The organism is Microbacterium sp. SL75 (assembly GCF_026625865.1).
Taxonomy (GTDB): Bacteria; Actinomycetota; Actinomycetes; order Actinomycetales; family Microbacteriaceae; genus Microbacterium.
Window position 1 is genome coordinate 1,485,799 of sequence record NZ_CP113067.1, and the last position, 26,077, is coordinate 1,511,875.

The 26,077-nt window shown below is 71.8% G+C and carries 23 protein-coding genes; 12 read left to right on the forward strand and 11 right to left on the reverse strand.

Features of this window, described 5'->3' with window-relative positions; genetic code table 11:
* Positions 1-7: 7 nt before the first annotated feature.
* The 3 genes from uraH to OVA17_RS06925 form a co-directional block, all read right to left on the reverse strand.
* Complete coding sequence (uraH, locus tag OVA17_RS06915; RefSeq protein ID WP_267789072.1) at positions 8-328, reverse strand: hydroxyisourate hydrolase; 321 nt, start codon at positions 326-328, stop codon at positions 8-10.
* On the reverse strand, positions 325-852 hold the full coding sequence (gene uraD, locus OVA17_RS06920) for a 2-oxo-4-hydroxy-4-carboxy-5-ureidoimidazoline decarboxylase (protein WP_210072563.1): 528 nt from the start codon (positions 850-852) through the stop codon (positions 325-327). Before uraD ends, uraH begins: the two co-directional genes overlap by 4 nt.
* A gap of 207 nt (positions 853-1,059) precedes the next feature.
* On the reverse strand, positions 1,060-1,698 hold the full coding sequence (locus OVA17_RS06925) for a helix-turn-helix domain-containing protein (RefSeq protein ID WP_210072562.1): 639 nt from the start codon (positions 1,696-1,698) through the stop codon (positions 1,060-1,062).
* A 160-nt stretch (positions 1,699-1,858) separates the two neighbouring features.
* Here OVA17_RS06925 and OVA17_RS06930 point away from each other — a divergent pair, with 160 nt between their 5' ends.
* From OVA17_RS06930 to OVA17_RS06965, 8 genes are all read left to right on the forward strand, one after another.
* Complete coding sequence (locus tag OVA17_RS06930; RefSeq protein WP_267789075.1) at positions 1,859-3,532, forward strand: NCS1 family nucleobase:cation symporter-1; 1,674 nt, start codon at positions 1,859-1,861, stop codon at positions 3,530-3,532.
* The gene (locus OVA17_RS06935) at positions 3,529-4,314 is read left to right on the forward strand and encodes an aspartate/glutamate racemase family protein (protein ID WP_267789076.1); all 786 of its coding nucleotides are present in this window, start codon (positions 3,529-3,531) and stop codon (positions 4,312-4,314) included. The genes OVA17_RS06930 and OVA17_RS06935 overlap by 4 nt, the downstream gene beginning before the upstream one ends.
* 51 nt (positions 4,315-4,365) lie before the next feature.
* Complete coding sequence (gene allB, locus OVA17_RS06940) at positions 4,366-5,700, forward strand: allantoinase AllB (protein ID WP_267789077.1); 1,335 nt, start codon at positions 4,366-4,368, stop codon at positions 5,698-5,700.
* 2 nt (positions 5,701-5,702) lie between these two features.
* Positions 5,703-6,932, forward strand: a complete 1,230-nt coding sequence (locus OVA17_RS06945) for an acetamidase/formamidase family protein (RefSeq protein ID WP_420712436.1) — start codon at positions 5,703-5,705, stop codon at positions 6,930-6,932.
* A 241-nt stretch (positions 6,933-7,173) separates the two neighbouring features.
* Positions 7,174-8,808, forward strand: a complete 1,635-nt coding sequence (locus OVA17_RS06950; protein ID WP_267789079.1) for an AtzH-like domain-containing protein — start codon at positions 7,174-7,176, stop codon at positions 8,806-8,808.
* A gap of 172 nt (positions 8,809-8,980) precedes the next feature.
* Complete coding sequence (locus OVA17_RS06955) at positions 8,981-10,213, forward strand: pyridoxal-phosphate-dependent aminotransferase family protein (RefSeq protein WP_267789080.1); 1,233 nt, start codon at positions 8,981-8,983, stop codon at positions 10,211-10,213.
* Positions 10,214-10,241: 28 nt separating this feature from the next.
* Positions 10,242-11,525: an allantoate amidohydrolase gene (locus OVA17_RS06960; RefSeq protein WP_267789081.1), complete on the forward strand. Its 1,284-nt coding sequence runs from the start codon at positions 10,242-10,244 to the stop codon at positions 11,523-11,525.
* Between the two features lie 143 nt (positions 11,526-11,668).
* A complete protein-coding gene (locus OVA17_RS06965; protein WP_267789083.1) occupies positions 11,669-12,526 on the forward strand; it encodes a PhzF family phenazine biosynthesis protein in 858 nt (285 codons plus the stop codon).
* A gap of 68 nt (positions 12,527-12,594) precedes the next feature.
* Here the strand turns inward: OVA17_RS06965 and OVA17_RS06970 are convergent, their stop codons facing one another.
* Genes OVA17_RS06970 through OVA17_RS06985 form a run of 4 tightly spaced genes read right to left on the reverse strand, consistent with a single transcriptional unit; the run spans position 12,595 to position 17,214 of the window.
* Positions 12,595-12,951: a DUF6188 family protein gene (locus tag OVA17_RS06970; RefSeq protein ID WP_267789085.1), complete on the reverse strand. Its 357-nt coding sequence runs from the start codon at positions 12,949-12,951 to the stop codon at positions 12,595-12,597.
* 10 nt (positions 12,952-12,961) lie between these two features.
* The gene (locus tag OVA17_RS06975) at positions 12,962-15,766 is read right to left on the reverse strand and encodes a molybdopterin-dependent oxidoreductase (RefSeq protein ID WP_267789087.1); all 2,805 of its coding nucleotides are present in this window, start codon (positions 15,764-15,766) and stop codon (positions 12,962-12,964) included.
* Complete coding sequence (locus OVA17_RS06980; RefSeq protein ID WP_267789088.1) at positions 15,763-16,596, reverse strand: FAD binding domain-containing protein; 834 nt, start codon at positions 16,594-16,596, stop codon at positions 15,763-15,765. Before OVA17_RS06980 ends, OVA17_RS06975 begins: the two co-directional genes overlap by 4 nt.
* A gap of 3 nt (positions 16,597-16,599) precedes the next feature.
* Positions 16,600-17,214, reverse strand: a complete 615-nt coding sequence (locus tag OVA17_RS06985; RefSeq protein ID WP_267789089.1) for a pyridoxine/pyridoxamine 5'-phosphate oxidase — start codon at positions 17,212-17,214, stop codon at positions 16,600-16,602.
* A 111-nt stretch (positions 17,215-17,325) separates the two neighbouring features.
* On the opposite strand from OVA17_RS06985, the gene OVA17_RS06990 reads away from it, so the two are divergent.
* Complete coding sequence (locus tag OVA17_RS06990; protein ID WP_267789091.1) at positions 17,326-18,348, forward strand: methylenetetrahydrofolate reductase C-terminal domain-containing protein; 1,023 nt, start codon at positions 17,326-17,328, stop codon at positions 18,346-18,348.
* A gap of 145 nt (positions 18,349-18,493) precedes the next feature.
* Here the strand turns inward: OVA17_RS06990 and OVA17_RS06995 are convergent, their stop codons facing one another.
* Positions 18,494-19,201 carry an SDR family NAD(P)-dependent oxidoreductase gene (locus OVA17_RS06995; protein ID WP_267789093.1) on the reverse strand — a complete coding sequence of 236 codons (708 nt, stop codon included), beginning with the start codon at positions 19,199-19,201 and terminating at the stop codon, positions 18,494-18,496.
* A 169-nt stretch (positions 19,202-19,370) separates the two neighbouring features.
* Here OVA17_RS06995 and OVA17_RS07000 point away from each other — a divergent pair, with 169 nt between their 5' ends.
* The 3 genes from OVA17_RS07000 (at position 19,371) to OVA17_RS07010 (ending at position 22,389) form a co-directional block, all read left to right on the forward strand.
* Positions 19,371-20,345 (forward strand): alpha/beta hydrolase, encoded by a 975-nt coding sequence (locus OVA17_RS07000; protein WP_267789094.1) that lies wholly within the window; start codon positions 19,371-19,373, stop codon positions 20,343-20,345.
* A 338-nt stretch (positions 20,346-20,683) separates the two neighbouring features.
* On the forward strand, positions 20,684-22,060 hold the full coding sequence (locus OVA17_RS07005) for an amidohydrolase family protein (RefSeq protein ID WP_267789096.1): 1,377 nt from the start codon (positions 20,684-20,686) through the stop codon (positions 22,058-22,060).
* A gap of 185 nt (positions 22,061-22,245) precedes the next feature.
* Entirely contained in the window at positions 22,246-22,389 is a 144-nt protein-coding gene (locus OVA17_RS07010; protein ID WP_267789098.1) for a hypothetical protein, read from the forward strand.
* Positions 22,390-22,669: 280 nt separating this feature from the next.
* On the opposite strand, the gene OVA17_RS07015 is transcribed toward OVA17_RS07010, so the two are convergent.
* From OVA17_RS07015 to OVA17_RS07025, 3 genes are read right to left on the reverse strand one after another with little or no spacing between them, the layout of a single operon-like run.
* Positions 22,670-23,884, reverse strand: a complete 1,215-nt coding sequence (locus OVA17_RS07015; protein ID WP_267789100.1) for an MFS transporter — start codon at positions 23,882-23,884, stop codon at positions 22,670-22,672.
* 40 nt (positions 23,885-23,924) lie between these two features.
* Positions 23,925-24,704 carry a creatininase family protein gene (locus OVA17_RS07020; protein WP_267789102.1) on the reverse strand — a complete coding sequence of 260 codons (780 nt, stop codon included), beginning with the start codon at positions 24,702-24,704 and terminating at the stop codon, positions 23,925-23,927.
* Positions 24,701-26,029, reverse strand: coding sequence for an FAD-binding oxidoreductase (locus OVA17_RS07025; protein WP_267789103.1), 1,329 nt, complete (start codon positions 26,027-26,029; stop codon positions 24,701-24,703). The genes OVA17_RS07020 and OVA17_RS07025 overlap by 4 nt, the downstream gene beginning before the upstream one ends.
* Positions 26,030-26,077: the final 48 nt, after the last annotated feature.

The window sequence follows — 26,077 nt, forward strand, 5'->3', positions numbered from 1 at the left end:
TCGCTCCTCAGCTGCCGCGGTAGGTCGAGTAGGCGAAGGGGCTGAGCAGCAGCGGCACGTGCAGGTGCGGCTCGCCCGAGACGGTGAAAGCGACCGTGACCACGGGGTGGAACGACGCGACGTCGCGCCCGCGGAAGTACGCGCCGGTGGCGAAGGTGATCGCGTAGTCGCCGTCGTCGAGCCGCTCGGGGCCCAGGGCGAGGCGGCCGTCGGCGTCGGTCACGCCCTCGACGACGGAGGCGCCGTTCAGGCGGGCGAGCGACACGGCGACCCCGGCCGCGGGCGTGCCGGTCACGGCATCCAGGATGTGGGTGGTGACGTGGCTCATTCGGCGTCCTCGGGTTCGGCGGGAGCGTCGTCGGCGAAGGTCGTGCGCAGGCGCAGCAGGGCGATCTCGGCGAGCTGGCGCGTGGCCTCGATGGTCTCGGCGTCGGGATCGTTGCCGAGGCGGCGCTCGAGCTCGGCGCGCATCTCGCTCGGCGTGCGTCCGGCGGCGCGGATGAGGAAGACGCGACCGAACCGCTCCTCGTACGCGGCGTTGCCCGCGGCGATGGCCGCCACGTCATCGTCGGCGGCGGATGCCATCGAGCCCTGCTCGCGACGTGATGCCGCGGCCTCGGCCCCGTCGCCCGACACTTTCGCGCCGATACGGGGGTGGGCGTGGAGAGCTGCCTCGAGGTCGGCAGGCGACCACGCGGCGGCGAGGTCTCCGGCGTAGGCGGCGAGGGCGTCGACGCTCGCGTAGGGGCGGCCCGCGACGACGGCGTCGACCCAGCCCGGAACGTCGGCCCAGACGCGGGCGACGGCGACGGCTTCGGCATCGTCGGCGGCGTTGAAGTCGGAGAGGTGCATACGCGCCACGCTAGGCGGTGCGCGTTACGCGGCTGTAGCGGGATGTGTCGGCGATGTTGCTGTGGGCAACATCCCGGGCGGGGTTCGCGGTCACGAGAACAGGGGATGTCATGAGAACAGGCCGTTGCGACCGGTTGCGGCCTGTCGTGGTTGTCTTCCCCTGTTCTGGTGACGCGAGACGCCGCGGGTAGTGAGCCGGGCCCTCCGTCAGGCGTGCACGATCAGCCAGTGCGCCACGGCGTCCGTGTCACCGGTGTTGTGCAGGCGGTGGGGAACCGAGCAGGGGTAGCTGATCGCGTCGCCGGCGCGCAGGATCACGCGCTCGGCCTCGAAGTCGATGGTGAGCTCGCCCGCGACGACCGTGCCGACCTCGTACCCCTCGTGGTGGAACAGCCCGTCGGCGCCGTGCGCGGCCGCTCCGGGCGGGTAGATCGACTCGAAGTAGTCGACGCCGGGAGAGGACCCCGGGGTGAGCCGGCGGAACGACACCCCGCTGTCGAGCACGATGTCGGGCGACTGGCCCGCGCGCTGCAGGGTGAATCCCGAGGGACCGGCGGGTTCGACGGAACGACCGGATGCCGGGTCGAAGGCCGCGACGAGCGGAACGCCGAGGGCGTCGGTGATGGCGATGAGGCGCGAGACGCTCGGCTGCATCACGCCGCGCTCGATCTGCGAGACGGCGCTGGGGGAGATGCCGAGGGTCTTCGCGAGGGCGCGTGCCGAGATGCCGCGCGCCTGCCGCAGGTCGCGGATGCGGGTGCCGACGGAGGTCGTGGCCTCGGATTCGTGGGAGGAAGCGGCGGCAGCGGCAGTCTCGACGGCGTCGGCGAGGGATGGCTGCGGCATGCCCCGAGTCTAAGGATCGCCGAGGGTGTGAAGGAGCGACTTCACATGCTCGTTACAAACGCGAAACCGCCGCGGTGATGTGAACCAATAACTTCACATCAGAGCTCCACTCCGGCCGCGGACTCCACGTCGTGGCATCCATCGTCCTGAGAGGATTGACATGACTTCGACCCCGCTCACCGGCCCCCACGATCTCGTGGAGGCCGCCGGCCACCCCCACGGGGGTGGCAACATGAAGCCCCACTACGACGATCGTCTCGCCAACGAAGACCTCGCGCCCCTGCGGAAGCAGAAGTGGTCGAGCTACAACATCTTCGCGTTCTGGATGAGCGACGTGCACTCGGTCGGCGGTTACGTCACCGCCGGTTCGCTCTTCGCGCTCGGTCTTCAGTCGTGGCAGGTGTTCGTCGCCCTCATCGCGGGCATCGTCATCGTGCAGGTCTTCGCCAACATGGTCGCCAAGCCCAGTCAGAAGACGGGCGTGCCCTACCCCGTCATCAACCGCGTGGTCTTCGGCATCCGGGGTGCCAACATCCCCGCGATCATCCGCGGCCTCATCGCCATCGCCTGGTACGGGGTGCAGACGTTCCTCGCGGCCGAGTCGCTCAACATCATCTTCCTGAAGTTCATCCCGGGCTCCGCGGCCCTGCTCGACGTCTCGTTCGCGGGCCTGTCGGCGCTCGGCTGGATCTCGTACGCGATCCTCTGGGTCGCGCAGTTCCTGCTCTTCTGGAACGGCATGGAGGTCATCCGCCGCTTCATCGACTGGGCCGGCCCCGCCGTCTACGTCGTGATGATCATCCTCGCCGTCTACCTCGTCTCGCAGGCCGGCGTCCAGAACATCTCCTTCACGCTCTCGACGACCCAGCTCGACTTCTGGGCGTCCATCCCGGTCATGTTCGCCGCCATCGCCCTCGTCGTGTCGTACTTCTCCGGCCCGATGCTGAACTTCGGCGACTTCGCCCGCTACGGCAAGAGCTTCGAGGCGGTCAAGAAGGGCAACTTCTGGGGTCTGCCGATCAACTTCATGTTCTTCTCGCTGCTGACCGTCATCACCGCGTCGGCCACCGTGCCGGTGTTCGGTGCGCTCATCACCGACCCGATCAAGACGGTCGAGCAGATCGACACGCCCTTCGCGATCCTGCTCGGCGGCCTGACCTTCGTCACGGCCACGGTCGGCATCAACATCGTCGCCAACTTCATCTCGCCCGCCTTCGACTTCTCCAACGTCGCCCCGAAGAAGATCTCGTGGCGCGCGGGCGGCATGATCGCCGCCGTCGGGTCGACCTTCCTCATGCCCTGGAACTGGTACTCCAACGCCGACGCCATCCACTACTCGCTCGGTGTGCTGGGCGCGCTGATCGGCCCGCTGTTCGGCATCCTGATCGCCGGCTACTACATCGCCGCTCGCCAGCGGGTGAAGGTCGACGCGATGTTCACGATGGACACCCAGGGGCCCTACTGGTACCGCAACGGCTTCAACCCGAACGCGGTCAAGGCCGTCGTCTTCGCGGGTGTTCCGACGGTCGCGATCGCGATCTTCCCGAAGCTCTTCGCCGACCTGGGCCTGTTCGACATCGCCGCGGTCAGCGACTACAGCTGGTTCATCGGCTGCGGTCTCGGCTACGTGCTGTTCCTGTTCTTCGAGCGTCTCGACCCCCGCATCCCGACGTTCGACGGCGAGACCGAGGGAATCTCCGACGGCACCGTCGACGGAGCCGCCGCCACGGCGGCATCCGAGCCGTCGGCCGTTTCGGCTCCGGTCGCCGTCGTGGCGAACACGGTTCCGGATGCCGCGGCCCCCGGTGCGACTTCTCGCGAGGCGCTCGCGTGAGGATCCTGCTCATCAACCCCAACACCTCCCGGGCGATGACCGCGAAGATCGCGGACGCCGCCCGGGGGGTGGCGGGACCCGGGGTGATCGTCGATGCCGTGTGCCCGAGCGTCGGGGCGGCGGCGATCGAAAGCCACACCGACGAGATCGCGGCGGCCGCCGCCGTGGTCGAGCTGATCGCGGCGGACCGCGACGGATCCGACCCCGCAGACGCGTACGTGATCGCCTGCTTCGGCGACCCGGGGCTCGACGCGGCGCGCGAGCTGGTCGACGTGCCGGTCGTGGGCATCGCCGAGGCGGCGATGCACCTGGCAGCGGTGTCGGGGCGGCACTTCGGGGTGGTCACGACGCTCAGCCGGACGCTGGGGCGTGCGCACGACCTCGTGTCGCGGTACGGCATGGAGCGGGCGTGCGTCTCGCTCGCCGCGACGGGGATTCCCGTGCTCGACCTCGAGGACACCGACTCGCCCGCCGTGGAGACCATCGCGCGGTATAGCGCCGACGCGGCCGCCGGGGGCGCCGACGTCATCGTGCTCGGGTGCGCAGGCATGGCCGATCTCTGCGTCGAGCTCACGGCACGCGTGGGTATTCCGGTCGTCGACGGGGTCGCGGCGGCGGTGGGCATGGCATCCGGGATGGTGCGCATGGGGCTCGGTACGAGCAAGCGCGATGAGTACGCGCGCCCGCCGCGGGCGTTCGACGTGCGCCACGGGGCGCCGGGAGACCGGGACGACGCGCTGGCGGCGCCTCGCACCGCGGTCACCGCGCAGGTGTTCGCATGAATGTTGATGACGGTTACATCGGCGAAACGCGAGGCGCTTAGCGTGAACGGCATGAGCACCCGGATCGCCGCCCGCCGCGTCTTCGTCGACGGGGTCTTCGCGCCCGCCACGGTCGTCATCGACGAAGGGGTGATCGCCTCCCTCGAGCCGTTCGACGTTTCCGCCGACACGGTGCTGCCCGCCGACGCGGTGCTTCTGCCCGGGCTCGTCGACTCGCACGTCCACCTCGACGAACCCGGACGCACCGAGTGGGAGGGCTTCGCCACGGGCACGGCCGCGGCGGCCGCGGGGGGCGTCACGACCGTCGTCGACATGCCGCTGAACAGCCTCCCCGTCACCACGACCGTCGAGGCCCTGGATGCCAAACGCCGGGCCGCCGGGGGAAAGCTCGCGGTCGACGTCGCCTACTGGGGCGGCGCGGTGCCCGAGAACCTCGGCTCGCTGCGCGAGCTCTCCGACGCCGGGGTCGTGGGCTTCAAGTGCTTCCTGTCGCCCAGCGGTATCGACGAGTTCGGCCACCTCGATCCCGAGCAGCTCGAGCGCTGTCTCGCCGAGCTGGCCGAGTTCGACGCACTGCTCATCGTCCACGCCGAAGACCCGGCCCACCTGCACGCCGACGGTGCGCTGGGCCCCCACTACCGCGACTTCGAGGCCAGTCGCCCGCCGCTGAGCGAGCGCGCCGCGATCCTCCGTGTCATCGATGCCGCCCGCCGCACGGGCGCCCGGGCGCACATCGTGCACGTCTCCGACGGGGGAGCGCTCGACGCCGTCCGCGCCGCGAAAGCGGAGGGCGTGCGGCTCACCGTCGAGACGTGCCCGCACTACCTCACCCTCGACGCCTCGGCCGTACCGGACGGCGCGGGAGCGTTCAAGTGCTGCCCGCCGATCCGCGGCGGAGACAACCGCGACCTGCTGTGGGCGGGCGTCGTCGACGGAACGATCGACGCGATCGTCAGCGATCACTCACCCGCGACGGTCGAGTTGAAGGGAAACCCCGACTTCGGCCTGGCCTGGGGCGGTATCGCGGGGCTGCAGACCGGCCTCTCGGCCGTGCACACCACCGCTCGAGAGCGGGGACTCGCGTTCGAGTCGCTGCTGCCCCTGATGACGACCGGCCCCGCGCGCATCGCGGGCCTGGAGGGGCTCGGCGTCATCGCCCCCGGCGCCCCCGCCCACCTGGTGGCGTTCGCTCCCGACGAGCAGTTCGTCGTCGACGCGGCCGCCCTCGAGTACCGCAACCCCGTCTCGCCCTGGCACGGCCAGACGCTCGCCGGGGTGGTTCGCGAGACCTGGCTGCGAGGTGCCTCGGTGTACCGGCGCGGAGCCGCGGTCACCGAGCGCGAGGGTCGCGAGCTGCTGCGCGCGGCCGCGACGGTGGAAGCGTGACGATGTCGACGACGACCGGAGCACCCGGTGCGCAGGGCGGCCTCGACCGCCGTGACTCGACGGCTGCACGGGCACCTGAGTCCGTCGGCGGGCAGGGCTCGGTCGTCCCGATCCTCCAGCCCGGCGTCGGTCCGATCCCCGCCGCCCACTACCTCCCCGCCGCGCCCGACACCGTGCTGTGGGGTCGTCTGCCCTGCGCGACCGACGCCCCCGTGCTCGAGATCTCGTCGGGAGAGAGCGTCACGATCGACACCGTCAGCCACGAGGGCATCCTCGACGACCAGGGCAAAGACCCGGCCGCGTACTTCGCCGCGCACGGCGTCGCCGCCGACGCGGTGCTCCGCGACGCGATCGAGATCGCGGCATCCGTGGCTCGAGACCCCTTCGCCGACGGGCCGCACGTCGTCGTCGGCCCGGTGTACGTGAAAGAGGCGCACCCCGGCGATCTCCTGAAGATCACGGTCGAATCGCTCGTCCCGCGCGTGCCGTACGGCGTGATCTCGAACCGTCACGGCAAGGGCGCCCTCGTCGGTGAGCTGCCGCGCGGCGAGCACAACGTCAGCGTGTTTACCGCGGTCGCCGAGCGTGATGGCATCCTGTACGGCACCCTTCCCCTCGTCGACGGCGGGGATCCCGCGGTGTCGTTCCCGCTCGCGCCGTTCCTCGGCACGATGGGGGTGGCCGTGGCCGGCGACGAGCGTCCGCACTCCGTCCCGCCGGGCACCCACGGCGGCAACATCGACATCAACCTGCTCGTCGAGGGCACGACGCTCTTCCTCCCCGTGCAGGTCGAGGGAGCGCTCGCGTACATCGGCGACCCGCACTTTGCGCAGGGCGACGGTGAGGTCGCGCTCACCGCACTCGAGGCCTCGTTACGGGCGACCCTTCGGTTCGAGGTCATCCCCGCGGATACCGCCCGCGCCGCCTTCGGCGAGGTCACCGGCCCGCTGGTGCGGACTTCCGACTACCTCGTGCCGACCGGGATGGACCCCGATCTCGATGCCGCGATGCGCGCGTGCGTGAGGTCTTCTCTCGCGCTTCTGGGCGGGCGGTGGGGCATGGACGAGCATCTCGCCTACGCCTACCTGTCGGCCGCGACCGACTTCGACATCTCGCAGGTCGTCGACATCGTCTCGGGGGTGCACGCCCGCATTCGCGAAGCCGACTTCGCGGGTGTCCCGGCCGTGGAGCCCGAAGCGCTGGCATCCGATTCCGAAGGAGACATCGCATGAGCCCCGTTCTCGCGGCCGCCCTCGCCCGTGGCGAAGCCGCTGACGCCGACCTGGTCTTCGATACCCGTGTCGCGCGCGCGCCGCGGGACGTCGAGGCCGCGGGCCCGCCGTTCAAGCGGAGCGTCCCTGAGGTGGCTCCTTCCGGTCGAGTGTCCAAAACACCCGGACAATTTTCCTGGGTGTCCGGGTTTCTTGGACACTCAACGCAGCTGAGAGGCGGGCGACGCTCGTGACGGATGCCATGACCCCGCCGACCGAGACCACCACCGCCGCCGCCGGGCCGGTGCCGACCCCGCCGGAGCCCGGCACGGCGCCGATTCCCGCCGACCTGCGCGCCGCGTTCGACGCGTACGAGCGCGCGATCGTCGCGAACGACCTCGACGCGCTCGACGCCTTCTTCGCGCCCGGGCCCGACACCCTGCGCGGCGACCCGGCGGGACTTCTCGTCGGGCACGACGCGATCAGCGGGTTCCGGTCGCTGCGCGGAGGCGTCCCCCCGCGGGACATCACCGAGGTGCACTACCGGCCGCTCTCGCCGGATGCCGCCCTTCTCATGTCGGTCTCGCGCTTCCACGGCGGAGGCCGCGGCCTGCAGACCCAGGTGTGGCAGCGGTTCGACGGCCGATGGCTCATCACCGCGGCCCACGTCGCACCGCGTACGCCCCCGTTCGACCGCACGATCTGGCGCAGCGTCGGCGACCCCTTCCAGCAGGGCGCGTGGGAGGGACCGCTCGCGGGCCTGACCGTCGCGGTGAAGGACCTGTTCGCGATCGCAGGCTTCCGCATCGGGGCGGGCAACCCGACGTACCTCGAACAGGCGCGCCCCGAGAAGGTCACGGCCCCCGCCGTCGCCGACCTGCTCCGCGCCGGGGCGTCGCTGCGCGGGATCGCCCGCACCGACGAGTTCGCCTACTCGATCGCCGGCGACAACGTGCACTACGGCACCCCGCCCAACGGCGCGGTGGTCGGCGCCCTCCCCGGCGGCTCGTCGAGCGGACCGGCCTCCGCCGTGGCCGTCGGCCACGCCGACATCGGTCTCGCGACCGACACGGCCGGCTCCATCCGCGTTCCCGCGTCGTACCAGGGCCTGTGGGGACTCCGCACGACCCACGACCTCGTTCCGCGCCAGGGCATGCTCCCGCTCGCGCAGTCGTTCGACACGATCGGCTGGCTGACGCGCGACGGAGAGACCCTCCACCGTGTCGCCGAGTGGTGCCTGAGCTACGACGGCTCGTTCTCGACCGAGAACGTCCAGGGCGCCTCCGGCGAAGACCTCCCGTGGCGCTTCCTCGTGCCCGAGGAGATCCTCGCGTGCGTGGAGCCCTCGACCCGCGAGGCGTTCTCGCGTCTGCTCGCCGGGCTTTCGGCATCCGACGACCCGCCGACCTTCCGGGCGGTGTCGAGCGGAGATCTCGATGCCGCGTTCACCGCGTTCCGCACGGTGCAGGGCGCCGAAGCGTGGCGCAACGACGGCGAGTGGCTGCGTGCGCACCCCGGGGCCGTGGGTCCCGCCGTCGCCGAGCGTTTCGACGTCGCCTCGCGCATCACCGCCGCCGACGAAGCGGCCGCGCGAGAGGATCTCGAACCGATAGCCGCGCACCTGACCGAACTGGTCGACGCCGCCGTGCTGATCTTCCCGACGGTGCCCGGTCCCGCGCCGCAGCGCACCGCCGACGTGGATGCCGTGCGCGCCGCGACGCTGCGCATGACGGCTCCCGCGGCGATCGCGGGGCTGCCCGCGATATCGGTGCCGCTGCTCACCGTCGACGGCTCCCCGGTCGGAGTCTGCCTCGTCTCGCGCGCCGGTACCGACATCGCGCTCGTGCGCCTCGCCCGGCGCCTCGCCGAGGCCGCCGGGGCGGGGGTCGGTCGGTGACCGCCCTGTCGCGCCGCGGCCGGGCCGAACTCCTGAGAAATCTCACCGTGGCCATGGGGGCGGTGGCACTCGTCCCCACTTCGGTCAGAAACTCAGGAGTCACGCACCGCCCCACCGGCGGCCCGGATCCGATCCTCTCGCCCACCACCCGTTCCCGCATCACGGAGTCCTGATGTCCCACCTCCCCGGTCCGATCGACCCGCCCGCCCGCCTGCTGATGGGCCCCGGCCCGATCTCGGCGTACCCCAGCGTGCTGCGCGCGATGGGGGCACCCCTCGTCGGCCAGTACGACCCGTTCATGACGGCGACGATGACCGAGACGCAAGAGCTGTACCGGCAGGTCTGGGCGACCGACAACGACGCCACGGTGCTCGTCGACGGGACGAGCCGAGCGGGCATCGAAGCCGCGATGGTCTCGCTCATCCGCCCCGGCGATCGTGTGCTCGTGCCCGTGTTCGGCCGTTTCGGCCACCTCCTCGCCGAGATCGCCGAGCGCGCTCTCGCCGAGGTGCACACGATCGAGGTGCCGTGGGGACAGGTGTTCCCGGTGTCCGCGATCCGCGAGGCGATCGAGCGGGTGAAGCCGCATCTCGTCGCGTGCGTGCAGGGCGACACCTCGACCACGATGCTCCAGCCGCTCGACGAGATCGGTGAGATCTGCCGCGCCCACGGCGCTCTGTTCTACACCGACGCCACCGCCTCGCTCGGCGGCAACCCCTTCGAGATGGACGCCTGGGGCCTGGATGCCGCGACCGCGGGCCTGCAGAAGTGCCTCGGCGGCCCCTCGGGTTCGGCACCGCTGAGCCTGTCCGACCGCGCCGTCGAAGTGGTGCGCTCGCGCGCCCGCGTCGAGGCCGGTATCCGGGAGGAGGGCGACGCCTCGGCATCCGACTTCATCCGCTCGAACTACTTCGACCTCGCGATGATCCTCGACTACTGGGGGCCGCGCCGCCTCAACCACCACACCGAGGCGACGACCATGCTCTACGGCGCGCGGGAGTGCGCCCGCGTGCTGCTCCTCGAGGGGCGGGATGCCGTGATCGCCCGTCACCGGCTGCACGGCGACGCGATGCTCGCCGGCGTGGAGGGCCTGGGGCTCACCGTCTTCGGCGACGTGGCCCACAAGATGACCAACGTGGTGGCGGTGGAGATCCCGGATGCCGTGGTCGGCGACGCCGTGCGCAGCGAGCTGCTCAGCGACTTCGGCATCGAGATCGGCACCTCGTTCGGTCCGTTGCACGGCCGGGTCTGGCGCATCGGGACGATGGGCTACAACGCCCGCACCGACGCCGTGCTGACCACCCTCGCCGCTCTCGAGACGGTGCTGCGGCGCCACGGTGCGGCGGTGCCGGCGGGCGGGGGCGTCGAGGCGGCCCAGGGCGTCTACGCGGCGGCTCGGTCGTGACGTCCGTCGTTGCGCGGGGAGCTCGCGCGTGACCACCGCCACCCGCCTGCAGGTCGCGCCCGGGCTCATCGCGTCGGCCGCGCGCCGCGTCATGGGCCGCTGCGAAGAGCTCGCCCGCGTCACCTCGACCCCCGGCTCGATCACCCGGGTCTACCTCTCGCCCGAGCACGCGCGCGTGAACCGCCTCGCTGCGGAGTGGATGCGCGAGCTCGGCATGACCACCCGCCAGGACGCGGCGGGCAACCAGGTCGGACGCCTCGCCCCCGTCGGAGTTCCCGATGCGCCGGCGCTGCTGATGGGCTCGCACCTCGACACGGTCCCGGACGCCGGACGCTTCGACGGCATCGTCGGAGTGCTGATGGCGCTCGAGGTCGTGCGGCTGATCCGTCGCATCGACGACGAGGGGACGGCATCCAGCCCCTTCCCCTTCGCTCTCGAGGTCATCGCCTTCAGCGACGAGGAGGGCACGCGCTTCGGCAAGGCCCTGCTGGGGTCGTCGGCCGTGGCCGGGCAGTGGGACGAGTCCTGGTGGGAGTTGACGGATGCCGACGGCTCGACGCTGCGCGAGGCCTTCCGCGAGTTCGGGCTCGATCCTGGTCGCGTGGGTGAGGCAGCCCGTCGCCCCGAGCAGCTCGTCGGGTACCTCGAGGCGCATATCGAACAGGGGCCTGAGCTGCACCGCAGCGGGCAGGCGCTCGCGGCGGTGTCGTCGATCGCGTCGGCGCGGCGGTTCCAGCTCGCGGTCGAGGGGGAGGCCCGGCACGCGGGCGGCACGCCCTACGACATGCGCCGCGATGCCCTGCTCGGCGCGAGCGAGGCCGCTCTCGCGGTCGAGCGCATCTGCCGGGGAGAGCACCACATCGTCGGCACGGTCGGTCAGCTCGAGGCCTTTCCCGGGGCCGTGAACGTCGTCCCGGGCGAGGCGCATTTCTCTCTCGACCTGCGCGGAGAGTTCGACGACTCCCGCGATCACGCGTGGGACGAGATCGCGCGCGAACTCGACGCCATCATGGGTCGCCGCGGGCTGCGCTGGACGGCGCGCGAGGTGCACAGCGCCCCGGCCGTCTTCTGCGCACCCCTGCTGCAGGACGTGGTGCGGGCGGGCATCGGCGGCGAAGCACCGACCCTCTTCAGCCGCGCGGGCCACGACGCGATGTTAATCGGCGCGATCACCGAGGTGGGCATGCTGTTCCTGCGCAACCCCGACGGCATCAGCCATCACCCCGATGAAGCCGTGGCCGGAGCGGATGTGGCGGCGGGGATCCGCGCCCTGGCCGAGGCCGTGCTGCACCTGGGGGCGGAGCCGCGCTGACACCCCGTCGGTCGAGCGTGGTTCCCGGGCGGCCGACATCGCCCTCACTGTTCGCCGTGTTCGTGCCGTGCGGGCGCTAGCGCAGGCCACGAGAGCGCGAATGGCCCCCTCGGCCGCCGGTCGCCCTGCGGAAGAATCGAGTCATGACTGAGACTGCTGGCATCCTCGAACTCCTCGCCTTCGCCGCCGAGCCCGGCGGCGGCAACCCCGCGGGTGTCGTCCTGGATGCCGTGGGCCTCAGCGACGAGGAGATGCAGCGGATCGCGGCCGATCTAGGGCACCCCGAGACCGCGTTCGTCGGCGCCCGCGAGGGGCGCCGCGTCGCCGTGCGCTACTTCTCGCCGGATGACGAGGTGCCGTTCTGCGGGCATGCGACGATCGCGACCGCCGTCGCGCTCGCCGGTGCCGAGGGGCCGGGGCCCTTCGTGTTCGATACCGCGGCCGGGTCCGTCGAGGTGACGACCGAGCGCGCCGCGGACGGACGCATCACGGCCGGGTTCACGAGCGTCGAGCCGTACGTCGTCGACCTCGAAGTAGACGTCGCCGACCGCCTGCTCGGTCTTCTCGGGCTCACGCACGCGGACCTCGACGAGCGGATGCCGCTGGCCCAATCGTTCGCGGGCAACCTGCACCCGGTCGTCGCCGTGCGGGAGCAGCACACGTTCGACACCTTCACGTTCGCGCCCGGACCCGTGCGCGCTCTGCTCGACGAGCGCGGCTGGAAGGGCACGATCATCGTCGTCCACGTCGACGCTGCGATCGCCGACGGCGTGGCGATCGAGGCGAGGAACCTCTTCCCGGTGGCCGACATCACAGAGGATCCCGCGACGGGCTCCGCCGCCGCATCGCTCGGCGCGTATCTTCGCGACCGCGTCGGTCTGCCTGCTCCGTTCGGATTCACCGTCCGGCAGGGCCGACACATCGGTCGACCGAGCATGCTGGACGTCGAGGTTCCGGCATCCGGTGGCATCGTCGTGCGGGGCTCGGCGACGCCCCTCTGATCTCGCGCCGGCGGGCCGTTCCCTCCCTAAGGGCGTGGCAGGGGCGACCCCGCAGACGCGACCAGCGATCACATGATCCAGATGCGCTCACCGTGGTGCACGTCGAAGCATTCATACGGGCCGAGGTCGTCGATCGCTCGCACGATCGTGCCGTTCTCGAACGTCAACGCGAGGCTCGAGGGCGCGTCGACCCGCACCCCCGTCACGGTCAGCGAGAGCAGGTCGAGCAGGGGCGCGGCGACCGAGCGCGCGTCGTCTGCCACGTGCTCGTCACTCCCGGGTGCCGCCACCGCCAGAGGCCCCTCGACGTCGAGGCCTACGCCCTCGTCGAAGAACAGCGACACCTTGTAGCGGCCGAAGGTCACGGCATCCAGCCGTCGCCCCTCGAAGAAGTCGAACGTCTCGTCCGCGGGAATGCCGTACACAGCGGTCAGCCTAGGCGGCGTCACCGCCGGCCAGCCGCCACACGCGGTCGCGCGAGAACGGCAGCTCGTACCCGCGTCGCCCGAGCGCGCGCGACACGGCGTTGCCGATCGCGGCTCCCACGGGGTTGTACGGCGACTCGCTCATCGACTTCGCGCCGAACGGACCCAGGGTGTCGTCGGTCTCGGCGAAGTACACCTCGGTGTCGGGCACGTCGGCGAACTGCGGCACGCGGTACGTGCGGAACACCGGGTTCTGCACGACGCCGTCCTCGAGGTAGACCTCTTCGTAGAGCGCCCCACCGAGGGCCTGGGCCACGCCGCCCTCGATCTGCCCGCGGCACTGCGCAGGGTTGATGACGACTCCGGCATCCGCCGACTGAATGGACTGCAGCACCTTCACCGTCCCCGTCTCGGGGTCGACCGCGACGCGCACGGCGTGCACGTTGAACGCGAGCGAACGGAAATCGCCGAACTCCGCGCCGTCCGCGGTGAGCTCTCCCGCGCCCCCGGCCTCGACGATCCGCGCCCACGAGACGACCTCACCTCCGGATCGGATTCCGGATGCCACGATCTCGGCCTCCGCGGCATTGCTCTGCGTGAGGTCGGCGGCGAGGGCGAGCATCCGCCGCTTCAGCGCGAGGCAGGCGCCGTAGAGCGCCTTGCCGGCGACCACCGTTCCCGCCGAGGCGAACGCTCCGGTGTCGTGGCGCACCGCGTCGGTGTCGGCGGCCCATAGCTCGAGCCGCTCCGGGGCCGCGTCGAGCACGGTCGCGGCGATCTGCCGGTGCACGGTCGAGGTGCCGTTGCCGAACTCCGCCGTACCCACGCGCAGCAGGTACGTGCCGTCGGGGCGCAGGGTCGCGCTCGTGTGGGCGATGTGCCCGCGTGGCGCCATGGTCGCGATCATCGCGGCGGCCATGCCCTCGCCGACGAGCCAGCCCGCCGGGGCCTCGGCGCCGTTGCCGCGCCGCAGCGCCTCCTGCGCGAGGTCGAGGCACTGGTCGAGACCGTAGCTGCCCCAGATGAGATCTTCCTCGTGGGGCTCCTCGCCGTCGTCGGGGTGCAGGGAGTCGCCCTCTCGGACCGCGTTGATGCGGCGCAGGTCGAAGGGGTCGATGTCGAGCGCTTCCGCGAGGGCGTCCATCGCGGACTCGACCGCGAAGACCACCTGCCCGAGCCCGTACCCGCGGAACGCTCCCGACGGCGGGTTGTTCGTGTAGACCGCCTCGGCGTCGATCCACTTCACCGGAACCCGGTACAGCGTCGTCGATTCGGCGCACGAGTGGAAGAGCACGCCGATGGCATGGTTGCCGTAGGCCCCGGTGTCGCTCAGCACGTCGATCTTCATCGCGGTGAGGGTGCCGTCGGCATCCGCTCCCAGCGTCGTCTTCACGCGCATCGGATGCCGGAGCGACGCCCGTACGAACTGATCGGTGCGCGAGAACTCGTAGGCGACGGGCCTGCCGAGCTTGAGCACGGCGAGAGCGGTGAGGTCTTCGGTGAAGAGCTCCTGCTTGCCGCCGAAGCCGCCGCCGACGCGCGTGGCATATACGCGCACGCGGTCGCGCTCCAGGCCGAACACGTGGGCCAGCTCGTCGCGCGCGAGGAAGGGGACCTGGGTCGACGAGCGGATGACAAGACGTCCCCCGGCGTCGATCCATCCCACCGCACCGTGCGTCTCGAGGGCGGCGTGGGTGACGCGCGAGGAGCGCCACTCGCCGGTCACCGTGGTGTGGCTCGCGGCGAGGGCGGCGTCGATGTCGCCGCCGTGGCCGGTGTGGAAGCCCGCGACGACGTTGCGTTCGGCCGCCATCACCCGCTCTGCGGGGGTCCGGTCGGGGTGCAGCAGCGGCGCCCCGGGGCGGCGCGCCTCGTCGGGGTCGAACACCGCGGGAAGCACCTCGTAGTCGACGACGATCGCCCGGCATCCGGCATCCGCCGCTTCCGCCGTCTCGCCCACCACGGCGACGACCCGCTGACCCACGTGCCGCACGACGTCGTCGAGCATGCGCGTGTCGTCGGGGTCGTCGGTGCGGTGTTCGTGCCGCCCGGTCGAGTACCGCACGTCGGGGACGTCTTCGTGGGTGAACACGGCCACGACCCCGGGTACCGCGAGGGCATCCGCGGTGTCGATCGAGACCACGCGGGCGTGCGCGTGCGGCGAGGTCACGACGCGTAGCACGAGCGCCGGACCGCCGGGCACGGGCTCGTCGAAGGTGAACGGTTCGCGGCCCTGGACGATGCGCCGCGCGGCCTCGGGAACGGTGGAGGCGCCGACGCGTCCTGCCGGGGTCGCGGGTCCGGATGCCACCTTCTCGTCGTGACCGTCGCAGGAAGCGCCGCACGAGGGGTCGGGGGTTCGTGCGCCCGTCTCGCGCACCGGCCCGAGCACCGACGCCCGGATCGCCTCGCGGATCGGGCGGTACCCGGTGCAGCGGCAGAGGTTGCCCTTCATGCGGCGGTCGAGGTCGGGCAGGTCGTCGGCGGTGAGGGTGGATGCCGTGACGCTCATGCCCGGCGTGCAGAACCCGCACTGGAAGCCGAAGCCGGTCGCCAGAGCCTCCTGCACCGGGTGCAGGTCGTCGCCGGGGGCGAGGCCCGCGGCGGTGGTGATCGCGCGGCCCTCGAGCCGCATCGCGGGGATGATGCACGAGTGGGTGGGGGTCCCGTCGAGCAGCACCGAGCACGCGCCGCAGTCGCCGGCGTCGCAGCCCTTCTTCACCTCGACGTGGCCGGCCTCGCGCAGCAGCGTGCGGGCGCTCTGACCGGGACGGGGATCGACCTCGACCGGGGCGCCGTTGACCTCGAATCTCACGCGACGCCTTCCTGCAGCTCGCGCGCGAACCGCGCGCGCAGTCGTTCCGCCAGCACGACGCTCACGCCCCGGCGCCAGTCCGCGCTCCCCAAAGGGTCGGTGTAGAAGTCGCTCGCGGCGGCCACGGCATCCCGGAGCTCTCCCGCCCCGGGCGCCTGCGGAAAGCGCAGCACGCGGGGCCGGCGCACCGCCGCCGTCACGACGAAGACGGCGGTGCCGTCGGGGTCGACACGGGCCGTGACCACGGCCCCGGACCGGCCGAGCTCCGCGAGCGCGATCTTCTGCAGCCCGACCCGCGCCTCCAGCGCGCGGGCCGGAACGTCGAGGGCGCGCACGACCTCACCGGGGTTCAGGGAGGTCGCGGCATTGTCGACCACCAGGTCCGCCACGGCGATCCGGCGTTCTCCGCCGTCGGGCGTCCAGACCAGGGCCGTGGCATCAAGGGTCGACAAGAGCGCGATCATGGCGCCGGCAGCGAATGCCTGACACACGTTGCCGCCGACGGTGGCGGTGTTCCAGATCTTGAACGAGGCCAGCAGCGCGTCTGCGGCGGGGCGCGCGAGAGCGAGGGAGGTCCAGGCGGTGGGGGCCTCGTGCTCGACCCACGAGAGAAGCCGCGCGATGGTGCACGTCGCACCGATGCGCAGGCCCTCGTCGGTGATCTCGAGGTCGGGCCAGTCGAGGGTCGTCAGGTCGACGAAGCCGGTGGTGCCGGGCTGGGGCTCGCTCATGATCCAGGTGCCGCCGGCGAGCACGACCTCGCCGGGCGCGAGAGCGAGATCGGCGCGCGTGCGTGCGGCGCGGTACGAGCTGACGGTGGTGATGTCCATCACTCAACCCGCCAGGATCCGGCCCGACCAGCGGCCGTCGGCGAGCGTGTAGTGCTGGCGCGTGCTCTGCCCGATCGGGTCGCCGCGCCAGAACGTCAGGGTGACCGGGCGCAGGCGGAATCCCGCCCACCGCTCCGGTGGCTCGAGCTCGGGGTGGGCGTCGGAGAACTCCGCCCACAGGTGGTGCCGCGCCTCGGCCGGAAGGTGCGCGTTCTCGTGGGTGTTGAGCCACGCGAGCAGCTGCAGGTAACGGGACCGCTCGCGATAGACGGCCGCCGCCTCGGCGGCGCTCACCCGCTCGACGATTCCGCGCACGACGAGCTGGCGGCCGACCTCGGGCCACGCCACGGCCATCGCCGCGACCGGGTTGGCGGCGATCTCGGCGACCTTCGTGCTCGCCGAGTCGGTGTGGAAGTAGACGCCCGTGGCATCCCGGTCGCTGATCAGGACGTGCCGGAGCGAAGGGATGCCGTCGAGCCCGACGGTCGAGAGAGCGGCGAGGGGGCGCAGTTCCCCCTCGTGGGGCGGGAGCCACTGCTGGACGAGCTCCAGCGGATCGTCGACGAGCGCGTCGATGTCGTCGACGTCGGAACCGAACGTGGTGCCGGCCGTGATCATGGCCACCTCCGGGGGAGCTGCTGCGGGTATCGCCGAGCGTAGGCAGCGCGCGTTTCGGCGATGTTGCCGCCATGAACATTCGTCGAAACACGCGCTCCGTACACTCCGGTCATGACCGTGCTGCCCCTGATCGACGCGTGCCCGAAGCGCATGGAGTACGGACCCTGCGGCGGGGTCGGCTTCGACGGATCGTGCGAGATCGACGCCGCGCACGCGTGCGTCTTCCTGCCCCGGCGGACGGTGCCCTGGTCCGGCATCGACCGCGTGGCCGCCCCGCCGCCCGCGCCTCGCACAGAAGCGGCCGAGCGGACTCTCGCCGACCTGGGCACCCGACCCTGGGTCGTGGCCGACCTGCCCGCGCGGGCCCTCAGCGTCTCGTCGATCGACGCGTGCGCGGGGGTTCTCGTCGGAGAAGTGGATGCCGTCCTCGCCGGCGACGCGGGAAGCGCGCGCGTGCAGTTCCCTCCCGCGTACCGCGCCCACCTGCTGCAGCGACGAGGCCTGCGCGTGTGGACCGGCCTGAACATGCGCGACCGCAACCGGGTGGCGATCGAGGGGGAGCTCGCCGCCCTCGCGGTCGAGGGGGTGGCGGGTGTGCATTGCGTCACCGGCGACCACACCCGCACCGGCCACCGGCCCGATGCCGCCCCCGTCTTCGACCTCGACTCCACCGAGGCCGCCGCCCTCGCCCGGGCCGCAGGTCACGTCGTCTCGGTCGCCGCCTCGCCCGCCGCGCCGCCGGTCGACCGGCGCGCCGAACGACTGCGCGAGAAGGCTCGGGCCGGGGCCGACGTCTGCTTCGTGAACCACGCCGGAGGGGCGGAGCCCGTGCGCCGGTTCATCGACGAGGTCGCAGACGGCATCCGATTCATCCCGTGCGTGCCGGTGGTCGTCGACCACGCCTCCGCCGACCTGCTGGAGTCGTTCACCACGCTGGCTCTGCCCGAGGGGTTCCTCGAGCGCGTGCGCGGCGCCCGCGACCCGCGCGCCGAGGGCATCGCCCTCGCCACAGCCCTCGCCGAGGAGATGCTCGCGCTGCCCGGCGTCGTCGGTGTGAACCTGTCGGGCGGGCGTGACGGCGCCGAGGAATCGTTCGCGGAGGCGATGGCGGAGGTGGCACGGCGGCTTCGGTGACGGCTCTCTCATGGGTCGCGGCGGGCCATACTCCTGAGATTAGGCCGGTCGGGTCCGGCGGTGCGCCGATTCCCCGCGGCTCGAGCCGGCGCGGCTGACGGTTCTCAGGAGTTTCGCCCGGCCCGGGCGGGGCCACGTGCCCGCGTCAGTGCATGATCATGCCGCCGGTGACGTTGATCGCCTGACCGGTGAGATAGCCGCCCGCGGGCGACGCGAGGAAGTGCGTCACCCCCGCCACGTCCTCGGGCGCGCCCAGCCGCCCGAGCGGCGACTTCGCGCTCCATGTGCGCACGTCGTCGTCGGAGCGGGTGTCGGCGCCCATGTCGGTGAGCACGTATCCGGGGCACACGGCGTTGACGCGCACACCGTGGCATCCCCACTCCTGTGCCCCCGCGCGCGTGAGCGCGACGACCGCGGCCTTCGATGCGGCGTAATGCCCCTCGCCGCCGCCGCCCTGTTTGGCGGCCATGCTCGCGATGTTGACGATCGAGCCGGCGCGCGCCTCGAGCATGACCGGCGCGACGGCCTGCATCGTCACGAGCGTCGCGCGGGCGTTGATGTCGAGCACGAGGTCCCAGTCGTCGATGGTGATGTCGAGGAGCGAGACGTGCTGGAACACCCCGGCGCAGTTCACGAGCACGTCGACGCCATCGAGAGCCGCGATCGCCTCGCCGACCGCGCGGCGCGTGTCGAGCGGATCGCGCAGGTCGACGGAGAAGAAGAGGGATGCCGTGGCCTCGGACGGAGCACGACGATCGAGCACCGCGACCCGGGCGCCGTCGCCCAGGAACCGTTCGACGATCGCGGCGCCGATGCCGCCGGATCCTCCCGTGACGATGACGCGCTGCGGCATGGTGCTCCTCCCGTGGGCGTCGGGTCGCCCTGGCCGCACGGTACGCCCGGCGGGTGCATCGGCCGAAGACGCCGGTGTTTCCGCGGCGTAACGCTTCTGCCGTCGCGCCGGGTCGTCGGCATCCTGGGTCTTACGCTCGGCTCATCACCCGACCAGCCTCTGGAGAGCCGTGCCCGTTCACCCCGCCATCACCGACCCCGCCGTGCGCGCGCACCTCGAGCGACTCTCCGCTCGAGCGGGCACAATCCCCTCGGGCGCGACGGATGCCGAGGGCGACGACGCCGCGCGCATCGCCGAGCTGCGCGCGAACCCGTCGTGGGTCCGCCTGCCCGACGACGGGGCGCTCGAGTCGATCGACCTGGACGCCGACGGCCTCGCCCTGCGCCTCTACCGCCCGCGCCCGGGGCACCGCGGAACCCTGGTCTTCGCCCACGGCGGCGGCTGGGTCGCCGGGAACCTCGACAACAACGACGCCCTGTGCCGGGCCCTCGCGCTCGCCACCGGAACCCAGGTGCTCAGCGTCGACTACCGCCTCGCGCCCGAGCACCCCTTCCCGGCCGCGCTCGACGACCTCGACCGGGCCCTGCGCTTCGCCGCGACCGGGGCCGAAGGCCTCGTCGACCCCGCCCTCCTCGGCGTCGCCGGGCACAGCGCGGGGGGCAATCTCGCCGCGGCTGTCGCGCTGCGCTCGCGGGACGGCCGGGCTCCCGGCATCCGGTGTCAGGTGCTGTTGTGCCCGGTGCTCGACGCGCCCGATCCGACCCGCCCGAGCTATCGCGCCCACACCGAGAACCTGCCGCTGACCGCGAAGGGGATGCAGTGGTACTGGGGTCTGTACCTCGAAGCCGACGGTGCGGTGCCCGTGGAAGCGGCACCGCTGCGCGCCCCCGACCTGACGGGCTCCGCGCCCGCGGTGATCGTCGCGGCGAGCGTCGACCCGCTCGCGGACGAGGCGGAGGAGTACGGCGACCGGCTCGCGGACGAGGCGGAGGAGTACGGCGACCGGCTCGCGGCATCCGGGGTCCCCGTCGACTTCGTGCGGCGCGAGGGGGTGCCGCACCTCTTCCTGGTGTTCCCGTCGACGCCCGCCCGCGACGAGGTGCTGGCGCAGATCGCGCCGGCCGTGCGGCGCGCCTTCGCCTGAGGTCCCGGCGCCCGCGCACCCCGGCCCCGGCCCCGCGCCCGTGTCCCGCACCCCGGCCCCGGCCCCGCGCCCGTGTCCCGCGCCGTGCCGGCCCCACGACGTTGAGTGTCCAAAACACCCGGAGGCCTGAAAAATTCGTCCGGGTTTCTTGGACACTCAACAACGCGAACGGGAGCGCCGCGAACGGTGTCGTTGCGTCCGGTTGAGTGTCCACAACACCCGGTCGCCTTGAGAATCCGTCCGGGTTTCTTGGACACTCGATGCCGCGGTAGGCCCCGCAAAACGTCCGCCTCACGCTCGGAACACCGCGGAAACACGGCATTGTTACCGTCATCAACATGTCGCTCCTGGTCACGAACGCACGTCTCATCACGGTCCCCGCGGGTACCGACGACCCCGGCTACATCGAGCGCGGGTACATGCTCGTCGAGTCCGGTCGCATCACCGCCATCGGCTCCGGTGACCCCGCCCCCGGGGTGACCGCCGACGAGACGCTCGACGTCGACGGCAAGTTCGTGGCCCCGGGGTTCGTGTCCTCCCACAGCCACCTCTTCACGAGCGGCTCGCGCGGACTCGGCGTCGACCAGACGCTCTACGGCTGGTGCACCTCGATGTTCAGCGTCCTGAACAACGCCTCTCCCGACCAGATCTACTGGGCGACGCTGCACGGCTCGCTCGACTTCCTCGCCAACGGTGTCACCACGGCGTACAACTTCACCGACCCGCTGCTGCCGTGGGAGCCGATGGTCGACGGCAAGCGCGCCGACGGCGGCGGACAGCTCCGCGACCACGCCTGGCACACCCGACAGGCCGACGGTTGCCTCGACGCGGGTCTCCGCTTCGTCGACTCGATCGCGTTGGATGCCACCGTCGGCACCGACGACGAGATCTTCGCCCGCTTCGAGGCCTCCCTCGACCACGTCCTCGCGATGGACCCCGACCTCGCCCTCGGGGCATCCATCATGGGGCAGGTGCAGTGGTCGACCCGGCCGGATGCCGCCGAGATCGAGGTCGCGGTCATGGACCGCTTCGGCGTCACGAACCAGGCGCACTTCCTCGAGACGTACGAGGCGATCGAGCATCAGCAGACGAAGTTCCAGCTGTACAAGAACGCCGGCGCACTGCGCCCGGGCATGATGTTCGGCCACTTCATCCAGACGACGCCCGAGATCATCGCGGATGCCGCGGCGGGAGGCGCCAGCATGTCGTGGCAGCCCGCGTCGAACGGGCGTCTGGCCTCGGGTATCGCGCACGTGCCCGAGATGCTCGAGCAGGGGATGAAGGTCGGTATGGGCCTCGACGACCAGGCCTGCACCGACGTCGCCGACCCCTGGCAGAACATGCGCATGGGCATGTTCATGCAGCGCGCCCGCACCCACGACCCGCTGTCGATGATGCCCGAGCGCGTCCTTCGTCTGCACACCCTCGGGGGAGCGGAGATCATGGGCGTCGACGACCGGGTCGGCAGCCTCGAGGTGGGCAAGTTCGCCGACTTCGTCGTCGTCGACCCGCGCACGCCCGACATCGGGCCGCTGTGGAACCCGGTGCGCAGTTACGTGCTGGCCTGCGGCCTGCGCAACCTGCAGCAGGTCTACGTCGGCGGCAAGCTCGTGAACGACCGCGGGGTCTCCACGAACCCGCTCGCCGAAGAGGCGTCGCACGTGCTGCACGAGGACCTCCCCGCTCTGGCCGAGGAGTTCGGCGTCATCCTATAGTCCGCACCGGCGCGGGTGGGCGCGGCCGTCGGGATCCGGCATCCGGGGTCTCTCCCGCCCCCACCCCCCCGGTTGAGTGTCCACGACACGCCGCGGGGTGCCGGCCTGACCCGGCGTGTCCTGGACACTCAACGCTCCGCTCACGCCGGTTCTTCGAGACAGACGAGTCCGACCCGGAGCAGGTCGTGGATGCCGACTTCGCGACGCTCGAGGCCGCCCTCCCGCACGCGACGCTCGAGGCGGCCCTCCTGCACGCGCTGCTCGACCTGCACCCCGCCGACGGTCACGTCTCGGCGCTGCGGCACCTGCGCGCCGCACTTCGCCGTTGAGTGTCCGGAACACGCCGCTCCCGGGCGCCCGGAACGGCGTGCCTTGGACACTCGACGGTGTGTCCGGCGTCGTCGAGTGTCCGAAACACCCGGACGCGATGTCGCGGTCGTCCGGGTGTCTTGGACACTCAACCAGCTGGGCGCAGCCAGCTGGTTGCGTCCAGCGTCGCGCTCGCCCAGCGTCGCGCTCGCCCAGCGTTCCGCTCGTCCAGCGTTCCGCTCGCTCAGCGTCGTGCCCGCTCGACGGTCCGCGGGGCGGGCGCACCGCTCGCCGGGGGCGTCAGCGACGCTGTGCCACCCGCAGCAGCCCCTCACCGACCGCCGCGATCGCCGCGGCCAGCGTCAGCGACACCGCGATCGTCACCAGGGCCGTCGCGGGGCCCGTGGCATCCAGAGCCGCTCCTGCGATCACACCGCCGATGGGCACGCCGAGCGACATCGCGGCCGTCGGATACGCGAGGGTCTCGGTCACCCGCCCCTCCGGGGCGCGGGCGGATGCGACGAGGATGCCGGAGACCATCACCGGCGACACCGCCAGCCCGAGCAGCATGATCACGCCGAACAGCGCGGGCACGGAGCCCTGCGCGAGCGGAAGGCCCACCGCGACCACCGCAGCCAGCGCCGCGAAGCCGATGTAGCGGGCGGCGGGTGAGAGCTTCCAGGCCCGCGCCCCCGTGATGATCGAGCCGATCGCGATCGCCACGGCCAGCGCGCTGAAGGCCGGACCCGCCAGCCACGGACGCTCGCGCAGCTCGGCCCAGCCGACGAGGCTCACGTCGAAGGAGCCGAAGACCCCGCCCAGGGCGATGCAGGCGATCGCGACCGGGATCACCCCGAGGGGCGGAAGCACGAGGCCACGCCGAGCTCCGCGCGGCGTCGAGTCGGGTTGCGTGCCCCGCTGAGAGGCGAGCCACACCCCGCCGACCACTCCGAGTCCGAGGGAGCCGAGCATCGCCACCGCCGGATCGACGGCCGCGGCGACCGCCGTGATGGCGGGGGGACCGGCGATGAACACCATCTGGTCGGCGATCGTCTCGAGGGCGAGAGCGGCCGTGCGCTGCGAGGCCGGTGCGAGCACGGTCCACCGCGCGCGCACGGCCGAGGTGAGATCGGGCGTGGACGCCCCCGTCACGAACGCGGCGACGAGCCACGTCCACAACGGCGCTCCCGTCAGCACGAGGGAGAGGAATCCGGATGCCGCGAGCACGAGGCATCCGAGGGACACCAGGATGACGCGGGCCTGGCCGTGCCGATCCATGCGCGACGACCACAGGGGCGCGGCGATCGCCATGCCGCCGACGAGGGGTGCGACGACGAGCCCGGCCGAGGCGAAACTGCCGGTGGCGGCCGAGACGAGCAGGATGATCCCGAGCGACAGCGTCGCCCGAGGGAATCGCGCGAGGATGCCGGCGGCGACGAACGTCCGCGCCCCGGGCAGGCGCAGCACCTCGCCGTAGGCCCGCACACCCCGCGCGGGTTCGGCGGCGACGCTCACGCGCGCACCGCCGAACCCGGGGCATCCCGCGACGTGAGTCTCACGCCGTGTAGTCGAATCGGCTGATCTCCTCGAGCGCTTCGACCACGAACGACACGCTGTCCTCGAGCAGTTCGGCGCCGTGAGCGGCGTTGGCTCCGGTCGGATCTCCCAGCACCCCGGTAGGGCCGAAGTCGTTCGACAGCCACCCGAAGCTCACGGGCTTGCCGTTGAAGCCGATGTGGCGGAAGTCGCCGATGTGTGCCGGCACGGTCGCTTCGAATTTCGACGCGTCGACGAGCTCGGGACGCAGGTGCATGATCATGCTCGTCTCGCCGTGCCCGGCGTGGATGCCCGTGCCGTGCTCGTTCGGTCCGCCGTCGGCGCCGGTGAACGAGGGCACCCGTGCGGCCGGCATGAAGAACGTCCGCAGTCCGAAGCGGCGGCGGAGCTCGCGGTTGGCGACGTTCAGCAGGGCGACGTTTCCGCCGTGGCCGTTGAGGAACACCAGGTTGCGGGCGCGGGTGGTCAGCAGCGACCGGCCGATGTCGACGATGGTCTGCATCATCGTCTCGGGCGTCAGCCACAGGGTGCCGGGAGCCCACGAGTGCTCGTCCGACTTCGTGATCGACAGGGTCGGCAACTGCCAGACGTCCAGGCCCAGGGCCGCCGCCCGCGCGACGGCGGCTGTGGCGGACGCCTCGGCGACGATGGCATCCGTCGCCAGGGGCAGGTGCGGTCCGTGGTGCTCGATCGCGCCGGTGGGCAGCACGATGATCGACTTCTCGGTGAGGGCCTCGGCAACGGCGGGACCGCTGAGCTCGGCGAGCAGCCGGCTCAACGGATCGCTCCCTTGCGTGCGCCGGTGTACTCCGGGTTGAGCTTGCCGGGATTCAGCAGGCCGTGCGGGTCGGTGGCGCGCGCGGTCTCGACGGTCTGCTCGACGTTGAAGTCGACGTTCCACTGGTGGGGGTTGTGCACGCCCACCCCGATCCCGTTGAGCGCGGCGATGCCGCGGTAGACGTCCTCCTCGCTCACGTACGGTGCGGCGAGCATGCCGATCGGGTGCTGCTTCGTCGACTCGATGTGCAGGTGCGCGCCGGGGAACACGGCCTCGACCGCCTCGATGTCTTCGCTCAGCGGCATTCCCGCGACCTCGAGGTGGAACACCTCGTGCGGCTGGCTCTTCTGGTACCACTCGATCGGGTGGTTGTAGCTCAACATCGACAGGCGGATGCTGGCCTGCGGCCCCTCGCGCACCGCCTCGACGCGGCCCCCCGCACCCTCGACGATCGCGGTCACCGTGTCGATGAGCGATGCGTCGACGATCGCGCGCAGGCTCGAGCGCCCCTCGGGGATCGCCTCGTCGGCGGGGAGGGATGCCGAGATCTCGACGCCGTCGCCCGAGACCAGGCGAGGGGCGGGCTCGAGGTTGCCGATGGTCTGCAGCACCGACAGGGTGCCGGCGAAGTCGGGGAAGCTCGCCCAGAGGCCCCGCCACTCGCGCAGCGGCTCGAGGCGGACGGTCGCGCGCACGATGACGCCGGCCGTGCCGTAGTTGTGCACGTACTTCTGGGCCGCGTCGCCCTCGACGTGGTGGATCTCGGCGCTCCCGTCGGCGTGCACGACGTCGAGCGCGGCGACGAACCCTCGGTCGTTGGAGCCGTGCTCGATCGAGCCGGTGCCGCCGGATCCGCCCGAGAGGAACCCGCCGATCGTCGACTGCGCGGTCGAGGGGTACATCCACAGAGCCTGGCCGCTCGCCCACGCGGCCTGCTCGAGCATGACCATCGGGGTGCCGGCCTCGGCGGTGATGAAGCCGTCGCCGACCTCGACGATCGCCTTCGCCCGCGTGGTGTCGATGACCAGGCCGCCCTGCATCGGGATGCCCTGACCGTAGTTTCCGGTTCCCTTGCCGCGCACGGTGACGGGCACGCCGTGACGGGATGCCGCGGCGACGGCCGTGGCGATCTGCTCGGCGTCGGCGGCGAAGACGACGAGATCGGCGAGACCGAGGGGGAGCTTCGCGGCGATGATCGGCGACATGGGGGAGCCGTCGACGCTGGCGCGCTCGCGGACGCGGGGTTCGGTGCTGACGGCTGCGGGGCCGAGCAGGTCGAGGAGTTCGTCCTCGAGGGAGAGGACGCGGGTGGCGGTATCGCTCATGGGTGTTTCTCCGGGTGGAACGGGGTGTGGGGGTGTCGTGTCGCGGGG